Raw genomic sequence first — 13339 nt, 5'->3', positions numbered from 1 at the left:
GTCTTCAGATGTCGCGCAGATCGCCTGCGGCGACGACGGGGCCGGTCGGCTGGCCCGTCGGGGAACCACCCCGAGGCTCCAGGCTGATGGCGAAGACGGCGCCCTGCTCGATCTTCTCGCGCAGCGCCCGGTCGACCGCCAGATGAACCGTCGACCCGTCCGGGATGATGCCCAGGGAGGCCGGAGACTGGCCGTTCTCGATCACCCAGAGCTCGAAGTCGCGGCCGCCCTGGCGTTCGCCGGTGACGTGCGAAAGGCCGATGTCTGCCGTGCGGGCATCGTAGACGACGAAATAGTGCACGTCGCTCTCGCGCGGCGCGAGCGAGGCGACCAGCCGGGCCGCCTGCGGTTCCGGCGTTTCGATGACATAGGGGCGCGCCGCGAGGACCGCGACGGCGAGGACGGCTGCGGCAGCGAGGCTGCGCCAGACCGCGAGGCTGTTCCAGAAGCCGCCCGCGGGAGTCCCGGCGGCGGCGGAGGTCGCCGAAAACAGCCGCTCGTCGAGCGCGCGCTTCACGGAAGCCGGCGCCTCGACGGGCGCAAAACCGTCCTGCATGGGCGACAGGTCTTGTTCCCAGCGTTCCACGATGCGCGCGAAGGCGGGATCGCGCTCGATGCGGGACGCGATCGATCGACGCTCCTCGGCGGAGAGGGCGCCCACGACGTATTCGGCGGCGAGAATGTCGTCGCCACCGCCGTCCGCTTCGAAATCCCCGCTGCGCGTCATGCTTCGAGGCAATCCCTCAGTTTCAGCAGGCTGCGTCGCAGCCAGGTTCGCATCGTGTTGAGCGGCACGCCGAAGCGTTCCGCGAGTTCGGCATAGGACTCGCCCGTCAGATAGGCACCGCGCACGGCATCGGCGCGGTCCTTCTCCAGCGTCTCCATGCACTGGAAGATACGCACCCGTTCGCTCCCCGCAAGGGCCAGCGCCTCCGGTCCCGGGCGCGGATCGGCGACGTCGGCCGCCTCGTCGAGATCGGCAGCCGCAGCCTTGCGGGCCCTGATGCGGTCGATGGCATGGTTGCGCGCGATCGCGACCAGCCAGGAAATCGGGCTGAGATCGGACACCGCGAAGCGATCGGCCTTGGTCCAGATCTTGACGTACACTTCCTGCAGCGCCTCTTCCGCCTCGGGCCGATCGCGGAGGATACGAAGGCAGACTCCGAAAAGTTTCGCGCTGGTCTGGCGGTAGAGAAGATCGAAGGCGTCGCGGTCCTTCATCGAGGTGCGGACGATGAGCTTGGTGATATCGTGCGGCGTCATGTCCCTCATCCTCGCCCTACGGGAGGCCAGTGCATTCAGTGCGGCAGCGTTCGGCACAATCGTCATAATGCAGGTTACGCAGGAAAGACGCATATGGATTTCGTGATCGCCCTGGGATGGGGCCTGTTCGGCGGCAGTTCGCTGCTGGTCGGAGCGGCGCTCGGCTGGCTCGCGCGGCCGTCGGCGAGGGTCACGGCGGCCGTCATGGCGTTCGGATCGGGCGTGCTGGTCTCGGCCATCGCCTTCGACCTGATGGACGAAGCACTGGCGACCGGCGGCATGGCGGCCGCGGCGGCGGGCTTCGCGGCCGGAGCGATCGGATTCACGCTCGGGGCGCTGGTGCTGGCCCGCGCGGGCGCGCACGGCCGGAAGCGGTCGAGCGACCAGAAGAGCGCGGCAGCGCAGGCGGCGCTGGCGATCGCGCTGGGCTCGGTCTTCGACGGCATCCCCGAATCGATCGTCATCGGGCTCAGCCTGCTCGACGGCGAGGGCGTCTCGCTGCCGATCATCGCTGCGATCTTCCTGTCCAACGTGCCGGAAGGCATGTCGAGCGCCGCGGGCATGAAGGCGAGCGGGCTGTCGAAGCGGTACGTGTTCGGGCTGTGGAGCGGTATCGCAGTTCTGTGCGGGCTGGGCTCGCTGGCGGGTTTCGGCCTCTTCCGCGACGCGGCGCCCGAATACATCGCGGTGACGCAGGGCGTCGCCGCCGGCGCGATGCTGGCGATGATCGCCGACACGATGATCCCCGAAGCCTTCGACGAGGCGCATGACGCCGCGGGGCTGATCACCGCTGCGGGCTTCCTGGTCGCCTTCGTGCTGTCGCATCTGTTCGGGTGACCGGCCGCCGCATTGCCACCGCCCCCCGGCGGGTCTAGCCTTCGTGGCGGGACAAGGAGGGCGGATGGACGCGTTCGAGACGGTGCTGTGGGAGAACGACGCGACCGGTCTCGCCGCGCTGGTACGGTCGGGCGAGATCGCGCCGGCCGAACTCGTCGACGCCGCGATCGGCCGAGCGCAGGCGACGAGCCACGACATCAATGCCATCGCCGAGCCGTTGTTCGACCGCGCTCGCCAGGCGGCCAGGACCGTCGACCGGTCGCTGCCCTTCGCCGGCGTGCCTTTCGCGGTGAAGGACCTGGCGATGGGGATCGCCGGCGTGCCGATGCACGCGGGCAGCCGCGCGCCGGTCTTCGTCCCGGAGTCCAACTCGACGCTGGTCGACCGGCAGATCGCCGCCGGCCTGATCCCGATCGCGACGTCGACGACGCCGGAATACGGGCTGCGGCTGGTGACGGAATCGGCCCGCTTCGGCATCACCCGCAATCCGTGGAACACCGGCCACGTCACCGGCGGATCGTCGGGCGGCGCAGCCGCGCTGGTGGCGGCCGGCGTGGTGCCTATGGCGCATGCGTCGGACGGCGGCGGGTCGATCCGGGTGCCGGCCGCCTGTTGCGGGCTCGTCGGTCTCAAGACCGCGCGCGGGCGCACGCCGGTCGGGCCGCTGTTTTCGGAGACCTGGTTCGGCTTCGTGGTGGAACACGCCGTCACCCGTTCGGTGCGCGACAGCGCGATGCTCCTCGATCTGACGCACGGCCCCGACGGCACCGCGCCCTATGCCGCGCGGGCGCCGAAGGATACTTTCGCCGCGGCTGCCGCGCGCGACCCCGGCCGGCTGGCAATCGGCGTGTATCGTGGCTCGCCGCTGGGTCTCGGCATCTCGGCCGAGACCATGCAGGCGCTGGACATCGCGGTGGCGCTGGCGAAGGACGGCGGCCATACGGTGGCCGAGATCGACCTGCCGATGATCGACCGCGCCTTCATGGGCGATTTCGCCCGGACGGTCGCAGCCTCCATCGCCGGCCTGATGCGGCTGGAGACCGTCCGCAACGGCCGCCCGATCCTCGGCGACGTGGAGCGCGCGACGCGTGTGCTCGCCCGTTTCGGCGAGGTGATGTCGGCGGGCGAACTCCACGCGGGTATCGAGCGGCTGCATGCCGCATCGCGTGCGCTGATCGCCCATGCGGCGCGTTTCGACGCCGTGCTGATGCCCGTGATCGCGCACCCGCCGGTGCCCGTCGGCGGCATGGACGCCAAAGGCGCGGACGAGATGATCGAGACCCTGCTCGACAAGGCACGGCTGACCCGCCTGCTCGCGATCGACACCATCTTCTCCCAGCTGATGGACAAGAGCCTCTGGTTCACACACTGGCCGGCGATCCAGAACGTCACCGGGCAACCCGCCATCGCCATGCCCGTCCACGTGACCAAGGATGGATTGCCGCTCGGCATCCAGGCGGCCGGGCGGCCGGGCGACGAGGAGACGCTGCTGTCCTTCGCCGCGCAGATGGAGAAGCTGTCCGGCTGGACGACGCGCCGCGCGCCGCTGCGCCGGCCGGCCTGACGTCTCAGTCCGCCTCGTCGCGGGCGGCGTCGAGGAAGGTGCGGATCTCGGTCAGGCGGGGCACGAGGTCGTCGATGACACCGGCGGGGAAACGCTCGGCGAAGGCTTCCATGGTGGGCACCAGAAGGCTGATCGCCTCGTCGCGGAAGCGGCGCCCTTCGGCCGTCAGCCAGACCCGCTTGGAGCGCTTGTCCTTCGGGTTGGGCCGCGTCTCGACGAAGCCGCGGGCCTCGAGGCCCGCGAGCGTGTTGGTCATCGAGGTCTTCGGTACCTGGAAGGCGCGGGCGAGTTCGAGCGGGGTGCGGCCGTCGGCCACGCGGATGAGGTGGTTCAGCACCGAGAAATGCGGCAGCGTCACGCCGTCCGGAAGCCGCGCCTCGAAGGCGGCGCGGCTCAGCTGCGCGATGATGCCAATCTCGTTGAAGAAGGCGAAGTAGAGGGGAACCCTATCCATTCATGATCCGCGTTTCGACCGGCCAGCGCGGCGACGGCCTTGTCGTGGGACCGTAGCCGAGGCGACCCAGCATCTGCACGGTATGGCCCGGTGCGGCAAGCAGATCGTGCACGCGGGCGCGGGTCTCCGCCATCTCCGGAAACTCCTGCAGCGCCTGGCTGACGGGATGGAGCGAGAGACCCATGCCCGTCGCGGCGAGATTGAGCCGCAGCCAGCGGCGGCCTGCCTCGATCTGATCGATCCGGTCGTTGCCGCCGGATGTCAGAACGGCGTAGGCCGGCGTCGCGGCCAGCATGGCGCGGTACATCCGGACCCCTTCGGCGAAGGCCGTCGAGGCGGGATCGAGCTGGCTCTCCCGGGTGAGCAGCCGGGCCATCATGAGGCCCTCCAGGAAGGCGCCGCCGAGGTCGATCCCGTCCGGGCTGGCCTCGATCTCGGCCTTGCCGAAACGCATCAGGTCGACGCTTTCCCGGAAGGTGCGCGGCGTCAGGGCCTCGATCTCCCAGGCCTGCCACGTGAGATCCTTCAGCCGGGCGACGGCGTCGGGCGCGTCGATCACGGTCGCGTGCGCGGCGAGCTCCTTCACGAGGCTTGCGGGCACAGCGCGATCCTCGAAAGGCTCCTTGCAGGAGCGACGTTCGAGGACATGGGCAAAGAGCGGGTCCGGCACGCCGCCATCGGCGAAGCTGGCGACCGCAACGGGACCGTCCTCGCCTTCGGGGAAGAAGTCGAAACGGACGTCATGACCGTCCTGCCCCGCCGCAAGCGCCAGGAGTTCGACGAAACAGCCCATGCCGATGGTCAGCTGCCTGTCGAAGGGGTCGGTCTGCGGAAGGTTCCGCGCGCGGTCGCGGTGGATGACGATCCGGTCCGGCTGGCGCAGATCGGCCAGCCAGGGCTGCCGGTTGTGCGGGTTGGGCGCCAGGATGGCGAAGGACAGGGCGCGGCGGCGGGGATCGGCGTCGCGGCCGGCGAGCGACCAGGGCGCGAGGGCTCGGCCGGGCGTGCGGGTGGCGGCGAAACCGATGGTGGCGCCGGCGGCTGCGAGGACGACGCCTCCGCCGATGAGGGCGATGGCGCTGCGGCGGGAAATCGACATGCGCTGGATACTCCATTTTGGTTCGACTTCGTACTTTATAGTGCGATTTCGAACTTATTGCAAGGCCGCGCGATCGGCTGCGCTCACCCCGCGCGATTGCCCCTGCGGCGCTTTCCCGCTAAGACCGCCGCCGAACGCAATCCAGGCGCGGGACGAGATTTCGATGACCAGCGAGAACGCCGCCACCGCGGCAGAACAGGCACGGCTGCTCTCGGCCGCGCTGCCTTACATGCAGCGCTACGAGAACAGGACGGTGGTGGTGAAATATGGCGGCCACGCCATGGGCGACGCCGAACTCGGCCGCGCCTTCGCCCGCGACATCGCGCTGCTGAAGCAATCGGGCGTCAACCCGATCGTCGTGCATGGCGGCGGCCCGCAGATCGGCGCGATGCTGACCAAGATGGGCATCGAATCGCGGTTCGAGGGCGGGCTGCGCGTCACCGACCAGAAGACGGTCGAGATCGTCGAGATGGTGCTGGCCGGCTCGATCAACAAGGAGATCGTGGCGCTGATCAACGCCGAGGGCGAATGGGCGATCGGGCTGTGCGGCAAGGACGGCAACATGGTCTTCGCCGAGAAGGCGAAGAAGACCGTCACCGATCCCGATTCCAACATCGAGCGCGTGCTCGATCTCGGCTTCGTCGGCGAACCGGTGGAGGTCGACCGCACGCTGCTCGACCTTCTGGCGCGGTCCGAGATGATCCCGGTCATCGCGCCGGTGGCGCCCGGCCGCGACGGGCACACCTACAACATCAACGCCGACACCTTCGCGGGCGCGATCGCCGGCGCGCTCGGCGCCTCGCGGCTGCTCTTCCTCACCGACGTGCCGGGCGTGCTCGACAAGGACAAGAAGTTGATCGACGAGCTGACCGTCTCGCAGGCGAAGGCGCTGATCCGGGACGGCACGATTTCCGGCGGCATGATCCCCAAGGTCGAGACCTGCATCGAGGCGATCGAGCGCGGCGTGCACGGCGTGGTCATCCTCAACGGCAAGACGCCGCACTCGGTGCTGCTGGAACTGTTCACCGAACACGGGGCCGGCACGCTGATCGTGCCGTAGCGCCTTCATGCCCGTCGTCTTTCGCCACCGGGGATATCGTTTTCACTTCTATGCGAACGAGGGCGATCCGCGGGAGCCCATGCATATCCACGTCGTCAAGGACGGGGTAGACGCGAAGTTCTGGCTTTCGTCCCACGTCTCCCTGGCATACAATGATGGCTTCAGTGCTCGGGTTCTACGAGAATTCATGATATCGTTCGCAACCGTCGCGCAGAAATAGAGGGCGCCTGGCATGCGTTCTTTGGTGAGACCGAGTAACGTCCGGTTCGACGAGGACAGCCTCGGGGTGGAACTTTCCGACGGGCGGATCCTCGGCGTGCCCCTGGCCTGGTTCCCCAAGCTCCTTGACGCGACGCCTGACGAACGCGCGCGGGTCTCGATCAGCACGCGCGGTCTTCACTGGGACCACCTCGACGAGGACATCTCGATCGCCGGCCTCCTCGCGGGTCACGGCGATCTCACGCGGGCGGGACGGGGACGAGCCGCGGCGTGAGTTCGGTCAACACCGAGGCTCGCCTGATATGCGCTCACCGGACTTCGACGTAGGCGGACCCGGCTTCTCTCGCAGACGTCCGCTGCGGCATCAGGCCTTGGCGGGGCCGGCGGCGGCGACACGCCCCAGGTGGTCGCCCAGCCGCAGCGCCAGCGCGGTGATGGTGGTGGTGGGCGTGCACTGGCCGCTGGTGGCGAAGACCGACGAGCCGGCGACGTAGAGATTGGCCATGCCGTGGACCTTGCAGTCGCCGTCGACGACGCTGGTCGACGGGTCGGTGCCCATGCGCGTGCCGCCCATGTGGTGGTTGCCCGCGATCTCCATGTCCTCCGGCCAGTCGCCGCCGTCGCGCGCCCAGTCGCTGATCCGCACGCGTCCGAGATCCTTCCGCGCGAAGGATTCGCCGAACAGCCGGATACCTTCCAGCATGGTGCGCCGGTCGAGGTCGTCCTTCTTCCAGTGCAGCTCGATGCGCGGGATGCCGGCTGCGTCGCGCTCGGTCGCCGAGAGCGCGACGCGGTTGTGCGCGCGCGGCGGCTGCTCCCAGGCCATGTGCAGGCGCGCAGAGCATTGCAGGCGCAGACCCAATGCGCCGGCCACCCATTCCGTGGTCTCGGGGGCAAGGCAGGCGGTGTCGGCGATGAACTTCTTGACGCCGCGATAGGGCATGGATTCCACCTGGACGTGGAAGTTGAGAACCTCGCGCGCAGCCATGGCCTCGACGCTGGGCATGAAGAAGGCGTCGCCCTCGTGGTCGAACGCCATCGCGTCGACGTCGGTGACGAAGCCGGCACCCACTTCGAACATCGGATGTTCCATCCAGTAGCGGCCGAGCGCGGCGGCATGGGGCACGACACCGCCGCCGGAACGTTCGTTCGACCACAGCAGCAGCCGCGAATTCTCCAGACCGCCCGTCGCCACGACGACGTAGGGCACCGCGAGTTCACCGGCCGGGGCGCCGCGCGAGCGGATCTTCGCCGACGTCACCGCGACGCCGTCGCCTGCCAGTTCGTCGACCTGGGTGTTCAGCACGAGCGCGATCAGCGGGCTTCGTGCGAGCGGCTCGGCGAACTTCTCGCGGAACCGGACGGGCTGCGACTTCCGCATCTCGAACCAGCGGAACTCGTCCGAGACGGCACGATCGGGGATGAACGGCGCAAGGCCCAGCACGTCGCGGGTCTCGTCGAGGAAGGGCTCGATGTCGGTCCGGCGGATCGGCCAGCCGGTGTGCTCGACATAGGCCTTGGGCTCGAAATCATGGCTGTCGAGGACCCGGCACCAGCCGGCCCAGTGATTGGACGATCCGCCGAAGTAGCGCAGGCGCGTGACGTCGAGATCGAAGTAGTGATCGCCTAGGACCTCGCCCCGGTAGACGTCCTGCGATTCCTCCGTCCATTCGTCCGATCCTGCCTCGAGGATGACGCAGGGTACCCGCGCCGCGGCGAGCTTGAGTGCGACGGAGATGCCCGCCGGCCCCGAGCCGATGATGCAGACCCGGGGAGAAAAGCCCGATGCCCGGAATTCGGAGGCGTCCTGGAAGATCATGCCCGGTCTCCCTCGACGTCGCCGCGCTTCAGAATCCAGCCGTCCATCTCGACGATGTCCACGGAGGCGGTCGGGCGGATGACGCGGCGCAGAAGAGCGAACGCCGGAAGGGCGAACAGCGCGGCGAGGATCGTGCGCCGCTCGAATGAAATGGGGTGATGCTGTCTCATCGTGAAACTCCAGCCGGTTCTGCGGCGTGTTCTCGGATCGGCACGCCTGCCCAGCAGAAGCCAGAAGCATGCCATGAGAGGCCGAATCGTGGGCTAACGGTCGGCACTCCCTCGAATCGCAGTTACCAATCGGTTACCAGCGAACCGCGGTTGCGCGACCGGCTCAACCCAGGATGAGAAGGAGCAGGATGCCGGCGACGATCAGCGCGCAGCCGAGCGTCTCCATGGCGTTGATCTTTTCCCGGAAGAAGAAGACCGAAGAGGCGAAGGTGAAGATCATCTCGACCTGCGCCAGCGCCTTCACCACCGCGGCCTGTTCCAGCGTCATGGCCATGAACCATCCGAAGGATGCGCAGGCACCCGCCACGCCGACGACCAGCGAAGGCTTCCATGCGCGGCCGATGCGGGCGATCTCGGCGCGGTCGCGCCAGAGCATCCAGACCCCCATCAGCACTGTCTGGAAGAGGATGACGAAGGCCAGCGTGACCGCCGCCTGCATCATGAAGTTCGGTCCGCCGAGCGCCATGGAGGCAGCACGATAGGAGACCGCCGAAACGCCGAACAGCGTTCCGGACGCGAGACCGATCAGAGCGGTGCGGCTCACGGTCGACAGGAAGAGCGCTCGCCAGGTCAGTGGCACGCGCGCGACGGAGATCAGCATGACCCCGAAGACGCTGACGGCGATGGCGGCGAGCGTGCCCGCCGTGATGCGCTCGCCGAGAAAGACGAGGCCGAACAGGGCGGCCTGTGCCGGCTCGGTGCGCGAGTAGGCGGTGCCGACGGCGAAGTTCCTGAAAGAGAACAGGTGCACGAGCAGGAAGGTCGCGGCGATCTGCGACAGACCGCCGAGCGCCATCCATGCGAAGAAGGGACCGTTCGGCCGCGGCAGTTCGTATCCGGCGAACACGTGCAGGCCGAACACGAAGACGAGCGCGAACGGAACGCCGAAACCGAAGCGCACGAAGGTGGCGCCGGTCGTTCCCATGACCCCCTTCAAATGCTTCTGCACCGCCGAGCGAAGGTTCTGCAGGAAGGCGGCGACCAGCGTGATCGGGATCCAGAGTTCCATGTCCGGCGGCGTGGTCTCGCGAAAGGAGGCGGGACACCTCGGGTAGGACAAGGACACCGCGGCCGCAAGCCCGGGCTGCGGCCGGCACGGGTCCGGCAATTGGTCCAGACCGGGCCGCGGCACCGCCCCCGAAGGACCGGTCACAGCCCGCGTGGTGGAGCAGCGCACCTCCGCGACCGGGCGGAGCGGGCGTCGTCATGCCCGGCAAGGCCGGTCTCCGTCGAGACCGTGGTCGAGGCCGCTCGTGCTCATGATCGTTCCGCCAAGGCCGAAAGGCGGGAGGGGAAACGTTCGGGACCCGTTTCGCCGCTCACGCGGCCGCCGGCCCCGACGCGTCCCGGGCGCGCCGGGACCGTCCCGCGGCTGTGCCGCCCGAACGGGCGCGCCGGCGGTCAGGCGTCCATCGGCGCCGGGGCACGTCCGGCACCGTCCCTCCCGGCAGGCGCACGTTTCAGGAAGGCGAGAAGGACGATGACCAGCGCGAAGGCCGCAATCTCATAGAGAAGTGCGTTGCCCAGGCTCACGACGTAGGCCTCCCGCAAGGCCATGCCGGACCCGAGGTTCGAGCCCAGCGAGGCAAAGAAGATCTGCCCGGTGATGGCGATGCCGACGGCGGCGCCGATCTGCTGGAACGACTGGGTGGCGCCGGAGCCGGAGCCGGCATCCTGCGGCGCAACGTGCGCCAGCACCGTCTGGAACAGCGAGGAAATCGCCGTCCCCATCCCGAACCCGCTGATCAGGAGCGGCAGGACGAAACGCCAGTGGTCGACCGCATCGCCGACCGTGGCCACGACGAAGGACAGGACTGCCATACCGAGGATCAGGGCGGCCGCGCCACCGGCGATCCGCGCCCGCGGCCAGCGGCCGGCGAAGCGGCCCGAGGCGATGGAAGCGAGGAGGACGCCCACCGGAAACGGCACCGTCGTGAGGCCCGATTCGAGCGGGCTCAGCCCGAAGCCGGTCTGGAGGAAGACGGCGAGCACGATGAAGAAGCCGGCGACGCCGGAGAAGAAGACGGTGACCATCGTCAGGCCGAGCAGGAAGCCCCTGTTGCCGAGCAGGGTCACGGGCAGGAGCTGGCTGAGACCGGCCCGTGCACGGGCGGCTTCGTGGCGGTGGAAGGCCACGGCGGACACGACGGCGAGGCCGAGCATGGCGAAGATCCAGAGCGGCCAGCCGAGGCTGTGCCCTTCGATCAGGGGAAAGACCAGGAGGAAGACGGTCATCGCGGCGAGCACGATGCCGCCGACATCGTGCCGCAGGTCCGGATTGGCGGGCGTCTGCGGCACCAGCATGGCCGTGGCCACGACCGTGACGATCCCGAGCGGAATGTTGACGAGGAAGATCGGCCGCCAGTCGAGACCGTAGATGTCGGCACCGATCATCAGCCCGCCCGTCAGCGGGCCCGCGACCGAGGCGAGACCGGCCGTCAGGCCGAAGAGCGAGAAGGCGGCGCCCCGTTCCTGAGGCGGAAACATGAGCTGGGCGATGGCGAGCACCTGAGGCATCATCATCGCCCCCGCCAGCCCCTGGAAGACACGCGCGACGATCAGGGTCTGCATGGTCGGCGCCATGCCGCAGACCGCGGAAAAGAGCGTGAAGAGCACGACGCCGGCCTGGAACATGCGCTTGCGGCCGATCGTGTCGCCCAGCCGGCCGAACGGCAGAAGGCCGAGGGCGAAGGCGAGGACATAGGCGGCCACCACCCACTCGATCTCGGTGCTGGTCGCGCCGAGGCTCTCCTGCAGCCGCGGAAGCGCGACGTTGACGATGGTCACGTCGATCAGGTTCATGAAGGCGGCCAGCAGCAGAACGAACATCGCCAGCCAGCGGCGGGGATAGGCGCCGGTTTCGGTGCCGGGGGAGGATTGCGGAGCAGGCATCGGATGTACCTTCAGGTCTTGATGATGGCGCGCCGGAGCTGCGCGAACACGGAATCGAGGTGATCGAGGCCGCGCCCGGGCTGGCGCAGACAGGCAATCATGGAACCGATGACGATCGTGGCCGTCGCCGCAGGATCGATGTCGGGATGGAAGATGCCTTCGGCACGCCCCTGCGCGAGAAGCGTCTCGATCTGGTCATGCCAGCCGGCCTGCATGGGCAGGATTTCGGCGGCGACCTCTTCGTCGCGCGTGGCGCGCAGCGCGAGTTCCGCCATGACCGCGGGCAGCTGCCTGCCGGTCGCGAAAAGTTCACGGAAATCGGCGAATTCGAGATCCAGGCGCTCCACCGCCGAAAGCGGCCCGCGGGGCCGGCGTGCGTGCTGGGCCATGAAGTCCTCGCGCAGCGACTGCGCGACGAGGCGAACGAGGGCCTGCTTGGTGGGGACGTGATAATGCAGGGTCGCGACGTTGATGCCGACCCTTTCGGCGATGTCACGCGTGCGCAGGCCCTCGAAGCCGCGCTCGGCGATGAGAGCACGCGCGGCCACGGCGATCGCCTTCTGGCGATCCTCGGTCGAGGCACGAGCGACATCCTGTTCGAGCATTCTCAATCAACTGATTGATTGGCTGCCGGATGTCAAGCCATTGCATCGGCTGCAGACGTGGCAGCGCATGACGAACGTCTCCGGAGAACCGGAAAAGACGGACAACCGCGCCCGGCGGGGCGCCCCGCAGGTCAGGCTGCGCAGCCGACGCCGTGCGACGCTTCGACGACGACGGTGTTTCGCCCGCCGCCCTTGGCTGCGTAGAGACGCTTGTCGGCCAGCCGCAGGACGCTTTCCGACCGCCACCCGGGGAGAGAATCTGGCGCCGCCGACCGAAACGGAGAGCGCGACCGGTCGCCCCCCCCCGAGCCACGCAGGTGGATCGAGGCGACTTCGGCGCGGATCGCCTCGGCGACGGCGGCAACCGAGCGGCCGTGGCCTTCCCAAGCAAGGTTTAAAAACAGGATATCGATCATCGTCGAGGAACGCAGAAGGTCCCGCCGGCGCGATCCGCATGGCCAAGCGGGAGCGTCCGTGCGATAAGCGGCCATGACGAATCGACCAGATCCGGCGCGTTTCGCAGGCATCACCGACTGGGTGTTCGACCTCGACAACACGCTCTACCCGCACCACACGAACCTCTTCGCGCAGATCGACGTGAAGATGACGGCCTATGTGTCCGAGCTGCTGCAGCTGCCGCGCGAGGAGGCCCGGGTGGTGCAGAAACAGCTCTACAAGGACTATGGAACGACGCTGAACGGATTGATGCACCGGCACGGGATCGATCCGGACGACTTCCTGCAGAAGGTGCACGACATCGACTATTCCTGGGTCGCTGCCGACCCCGCGCTCGGCGACGAGATCAAGGCGCTGCCGGGGCGCAAGTTCATCTTCACCAATGGCGATCGCGGTCATGCCGAGCGCACGGCGCGGCAGCTCGGGATTCTCGATCATTTCGACGACATCTTCGACATCGTCGCGGCGGGACTGGTGCCCAAGCCGGCGCGCGAAACCTATGACAAGTTCGCCTCGCTGCACCGGGTCGCCGGCCCGAACGCGGCGATGTTCGAGGATCTGGCGCGCAACCTCGCAGCGCCCAAGGCGCTCGGCATGACCACCGTGCTGATCGTGCCGCGCAATTTCGAGCCGACCTTCTCGGAGATCTGGGAGAGCGATCCCGACGAGGCGGACGACGTGGACTTCGTCACGGACGATCTTGCCGGCTTTCTTCGGCAGATCAACGGCGCCCGCGCGGCGGCGGCCTGAAAGCGGCTTCTCCGCCACAATTGCGCTGCGTGGCGCTTCCTGGCCGCCAATCCCGGCGGCGCATATCATTTTTGAACGCCGCAGCGCGCGA

General features: G+C 68.3%; 16 protein-coding genes. 6 read left to right on the top strand and 10 right to left on the bottom strand.

Annotation, left to right across the window (positions count from 1 at the left end):
* Positions 1–4: 4 nt before the first annotated feature.
* Together IAI54_RS23500 and IAI54_RS23495 are read right to left on the bottom strand one after the other, a co-directional pair.
* Entirely contained in the window at positions 5–727 is a 723-nt protein-coding gene (locus IAI54_RS23500; RefSeq protein ID WP_187969479.1) for an anti-sigma factor, read from the bottom strand.
* Positions 724–1263 carry a sigma-70 family RNA polymerase sigma factor gene (locus tag IAI54_RS23495; RefSeq protein WP_187969478.1) on the bottom strand — a complete coding sequence of 180 codons (540 nt, stop codon included), beginning with the start codon at positions 1261–1263 and terminating at the stop codon, positions 724–726. Before IAI54_RS23495 ends, IAI54_RS23500 begins: the two co-directional genes overlap by 4 nt.
* A 93-nt stretch (positions 1264–1356) precedes the next feature.
* On the opposite strand from IAI54_RS23495, the gene IAI54_RS23490 reads away from it, so the two are divergent.
* Both IAI54_RS23490 and IAI54_RS23485 read left to right on the top strand, forming a co-directional pair.
* A complete protein-coding gene (locus IAI54_RS23490) occupies positions 1357–2100 on the top strand; it encodes a ZIP family metal transporter (RefSeq protein WP_187969477.1) in 744 nt (247 codons plus the stop codon).
* Between the two features lie 64 nt (positions 2101–2164).
* The gene (locus IAI54_RS23485; protein ID WP_187969476.1) at positions 2165–3664 is read left to right on the top strand and encodes an amidase; all 1500 of its coding nucleotides are present in this window, start codon (positions 2165–2167) and stop codon (positions 3662–3664) included.
* Positions 3665–3668: 4 nt separating this feature from the next.
* On the opposite strand, the gene IAI54_RS23480 is transcribed toward IAI54_RS23485, so the two are convergent.
* Together IAI54_RS23480 and IAI54_RS23475 are read right to left on the bottom strand one after the other, a co-directional pair.
* On the bottom strand, positions 3669–4118 hold the full coding sequence (locus tag IAI54_RS23480) for a MarR family winged helix-turn-helix transcriptional regulator (protein ID WP_187969475.1): 450 nt from the start codon (positions 4116–4118) through the stop codon (positions 3669–3671).
* Complete coding sequence (locus IAI54_RS23475) at positions 4111–5217, bottom strand: Acg family FMN-binding oxidoreductase (RefSeq protein ID WP_187969474.1); 1107 nt, start codon at positions 5215–5217, stop codon at positions 4111–4113. The genes IAI54_RS23480 and IAI54_RS23475 overlap by 8 nt, the downstream gene beginning before the upstream one ends.
* A 163-nt stretch (positions 5218–5380) precedes the next feature.
* Between IAI54_RS23475 and argB the strand changes: the two genes are divergently transcribed.
* From argB to IAI54_RS23460, 3 genes are read left to right on the top strand one after another with little or no spacing between them, the layout of a single operon-like run.
* The gene (argB, locus tag IAI54_RS23470) at positions 5381–6277 is read left to right on the top strand and encodes an acetylglutamate kinase (protein WP_187969473.1); all 897 of its coding nucleotides are present in this window, start codon (positions 5381–5383) and stop codon (positions 6275–6277) included.
* A 7-nt stretch (positions 6278–6284) separates the two neighbouring features.
* A complete protein-coding gene (locus IAI54_RS29040; protein ID WP_187969472.1) occupies positions 6285–6497 on the top strand; it encodes a DUF4160 domain-containing protein in 213 nt (70 codons plus the stop codon).
* A gap of 24 nt (positions 6498–6521) precedes the next feature.
* Positions 6522–6770: a DUF2442 domain-containing protein gene (locus tag IAI54_RS23460; RefSeq protein WP_235679159.1), complete on the top strand. Its 249-nt coding sequence runs from the start codon at positions 6522–6524 to the stop codon at positions 6768–6770.
* 90 nt (positions 6771–6860) lie between these two features.
* Here the strand turns inward: IAI54_RS23460 and IAI54_RS23455 are convergent, their stop codons facing one another.
* The 6 genes from IAI54_RS23455 to IAI54_RS23430 form a co-directional block, all read right to left on the bottom strand.
* Positions 6861–8315, bottom strand: coding sequence for a GMC oxidoreductase (locus tag IAI54_RS23455; RefSeq protein ID WP_187969470.1), 1455 nt, complete (start codon positions 8313–8315; stop codon positions 6861–6863).
* Positions 8312–8485 carry a hypothetical protein gene (locus tag IAI54_RS23450; RefSeq protein WP_187969469.1) on the bottom strand — a complete coding sequence of 58 codons (174 nt, stop codon included), beginning with the start codon at positions 8483–8485 and terminating at the stop codon, positions 8312–8314. The genes IAI54_RS23455 and IAI54_RS23450 overlap by 4 nt, the downstream gene beginning before the upstream one ends.
* A 163-nt stretch (positions 8486–8648) precedes the next feature.
* Positions 8649–9554 carry a DMT family transporter gene (locus IAI54_RS23445; RefSeq protein ID WP_187969468.1) on the bottom strand — a complete coding sequence of 302 codons (906 nt, stop codon included), beginning with the start codon at positions 9552–9554 and terminating at the stop codon, positions 8649–8651.
* Between the two features lie 392 nt (positions 9555–9946).
* Positions 9947–11437 carry an MFS transporter gene (locus IAI54_RS23440; protein ID WP_235679158.1) on the bottom strand — a complete coding sequence of 497 codons (1491 nt, stop codon included), beginning with the start codon at positions 11435–11437 and terminating at the stop codon, positions 9947–9949.
* An 11-nt stretch (positions 11438–11448) separates the two neighbouring features.
* Complete coding sequence (locus IAI54_RS23435) at positions 11449–12042, bottom strand: TetR/AcrR family transcriptional regulator (protein WP_187969467.1); 594 nt, start codon at positions 12040–12042, stop codon at positions 11449–11451.
* Between the two features lie 131 nt (positions 12043–12173).
* Positions 12174–12458 carry a nucleotidyl cyclase domain-containing protein gene (locus IAI54_RS23430; RefSeq protein ID WP_187969466.1) on the bottom strand — a complete coding sequence of 95 codons (285 nt, stop codon included), beginning with the start codon at positions 12456–12458 and terminating at the stop codon, positions 12174–12176.
* Positions 12459–12531: 73 nt separating this feature from the next.
* On the opposite strand from IAI54_RS23430, the gene IAI54_RS23425 reads away from it, so the two are divergent.
* Positions 12532–13248, top strand: a complete 717-nt coding sequence (locus IAI54_RS23425; protein ID WP_187969465.1) for a pyrimidine 5'-nucleotidase — start codon at positions 12532–12534, stop codon at positions 13246–13248.
* Positions 13249–13339 lie beyond the last annotated feature (91 nt).

Origin of the sequence: Aquibium microcysteis (genome assembly GCF_014495845.1) — a bacterium.
GTDB classification, from domain to species: domain Bacteria; phylum Pseudomonadota; class Alphaproteobacteria; order Rhizobiales; family Rhizobiaceae; genus Aquibium; species Aquibium microcysteis.
Note: the sequence above shows the minus strand (reverse complement) of the source record. Positions and strands in the feature narration are given on the sequence as shown.

What these genes read in the sequence shown, in the direction of transcription:
- IAI54_RS23485 (WP_187969476.1), top strand. Translation starts at nt 2,165, where the DNA reads ATGGACGCGTTCGAGACGGTGCTGTGGGAGAACGACGCGACCGGTCTC.
- IAI54_RS23425 (WP_187969465.1), top strand. Translation starts at nt 12,532, where the DNA reads ATGACGAATCGACCAGATCCGGCGCGTTTCGCAGGCATCACCGACTGG.
- IAI54_RS23480 (WP_187969475.1), bottom strand. Translation starts at nt 4,118, where the DNA reads ATGGATAGGGTTCCCCTCTACTTCGCCTTCTTCAACGAGATTGGCATC.
- IAI54_RS23430 (WP_187969466.1), bottom strand. Translation starts at nt 12,458, where the DNA reads ATGATCGATATCCTGTTTTTAAACCTTGCTTGGGAAGGCCACGGCCGC.
- IAI54_RS23490 (WP_187969477.1), top strand. Translation starts at nt 1,357, where the DNA reads ATGGATTTCGTGATCGCCCTGGGATGGGGCCTGTTCGGCGGCAGTTCG.
- IAI54_RS23440 (WP_235679158.1), bottom strand. Translation starts at nt 11,437, where the DNA reads ATGCCTGCTCCGCAATCCTCCCCCGGCACCGAAACCGGCGCCTATCCC.
- IAI54_RS23455 (WP_187969470.1), bottom strand. Translation starts at nt 8,315, where the DNA reads ATGATCTTCCAGGACGCCTCCGAATTCCGGGCATCGGGCTTTTCTCCC.
- IAI54_RS29040 (WP_187969472.1), top strand. Translation starts at nt 6,285, where the DNA reads ATGCCCGTCGTCTTTCGCCACCGGGGATATCGTTTTCACTTCTATGCG.
- IAI54_RS23495 (WP_187969478.1), bottom strand. Translation starts at nt 1,263, where the DNA reads ATGACGCCGCACGATATCACCAAGCTCATCGTCCGCACCTCGATGAAG.
- IAI54_RS23435 (WP_187969467.1), bottom strand. Translation starts at nt 12,042, where the DNA reads ATGCTCGAACAGGATGTCGCTCGTGCCTCGACCGAGGATCGCCAGAAG.
- IAI54_RS23475 (WP_187969474.1), bottom strand. Translation starts at nt 5,217, where the DNA reads ATGTCGATTTCCCGCCGCAGCGCCATCGCCCTCATCGGCGGAGGCGTC.
- IAI54_RS23500 (WP_187969479.1), bottom strand. Translation starts at nt 727, where the DNA reads ATGACGCGCAGCGGGGATTTCGAAGCGGACGGCGGTGGCGACGACATT.
- argB (WP_187969473.1), top strand. Translation starts at nt 5,381, where the DNA reads ATGACCAGCGAGAACGCCGCCACCGCGGCAGAACAGGCACGGCTGCTC.
- IAI54_RS23445 (WP_187969468.1), bottom strand. Translation starts at nt 9,554, where the DNA reads ATGGAACTCTGGATCCCGATCACGCTGGTCGCCGCCTTCCTGCAGAAC.
- IAI54_RS23450 (WP_187969469.1), bottom strand. Translation starts at nt 8,485, where the DNA reads ATGAGACAGCATCACCCCATTTCATTCGAGCGGCGCACGATCCTCGCC.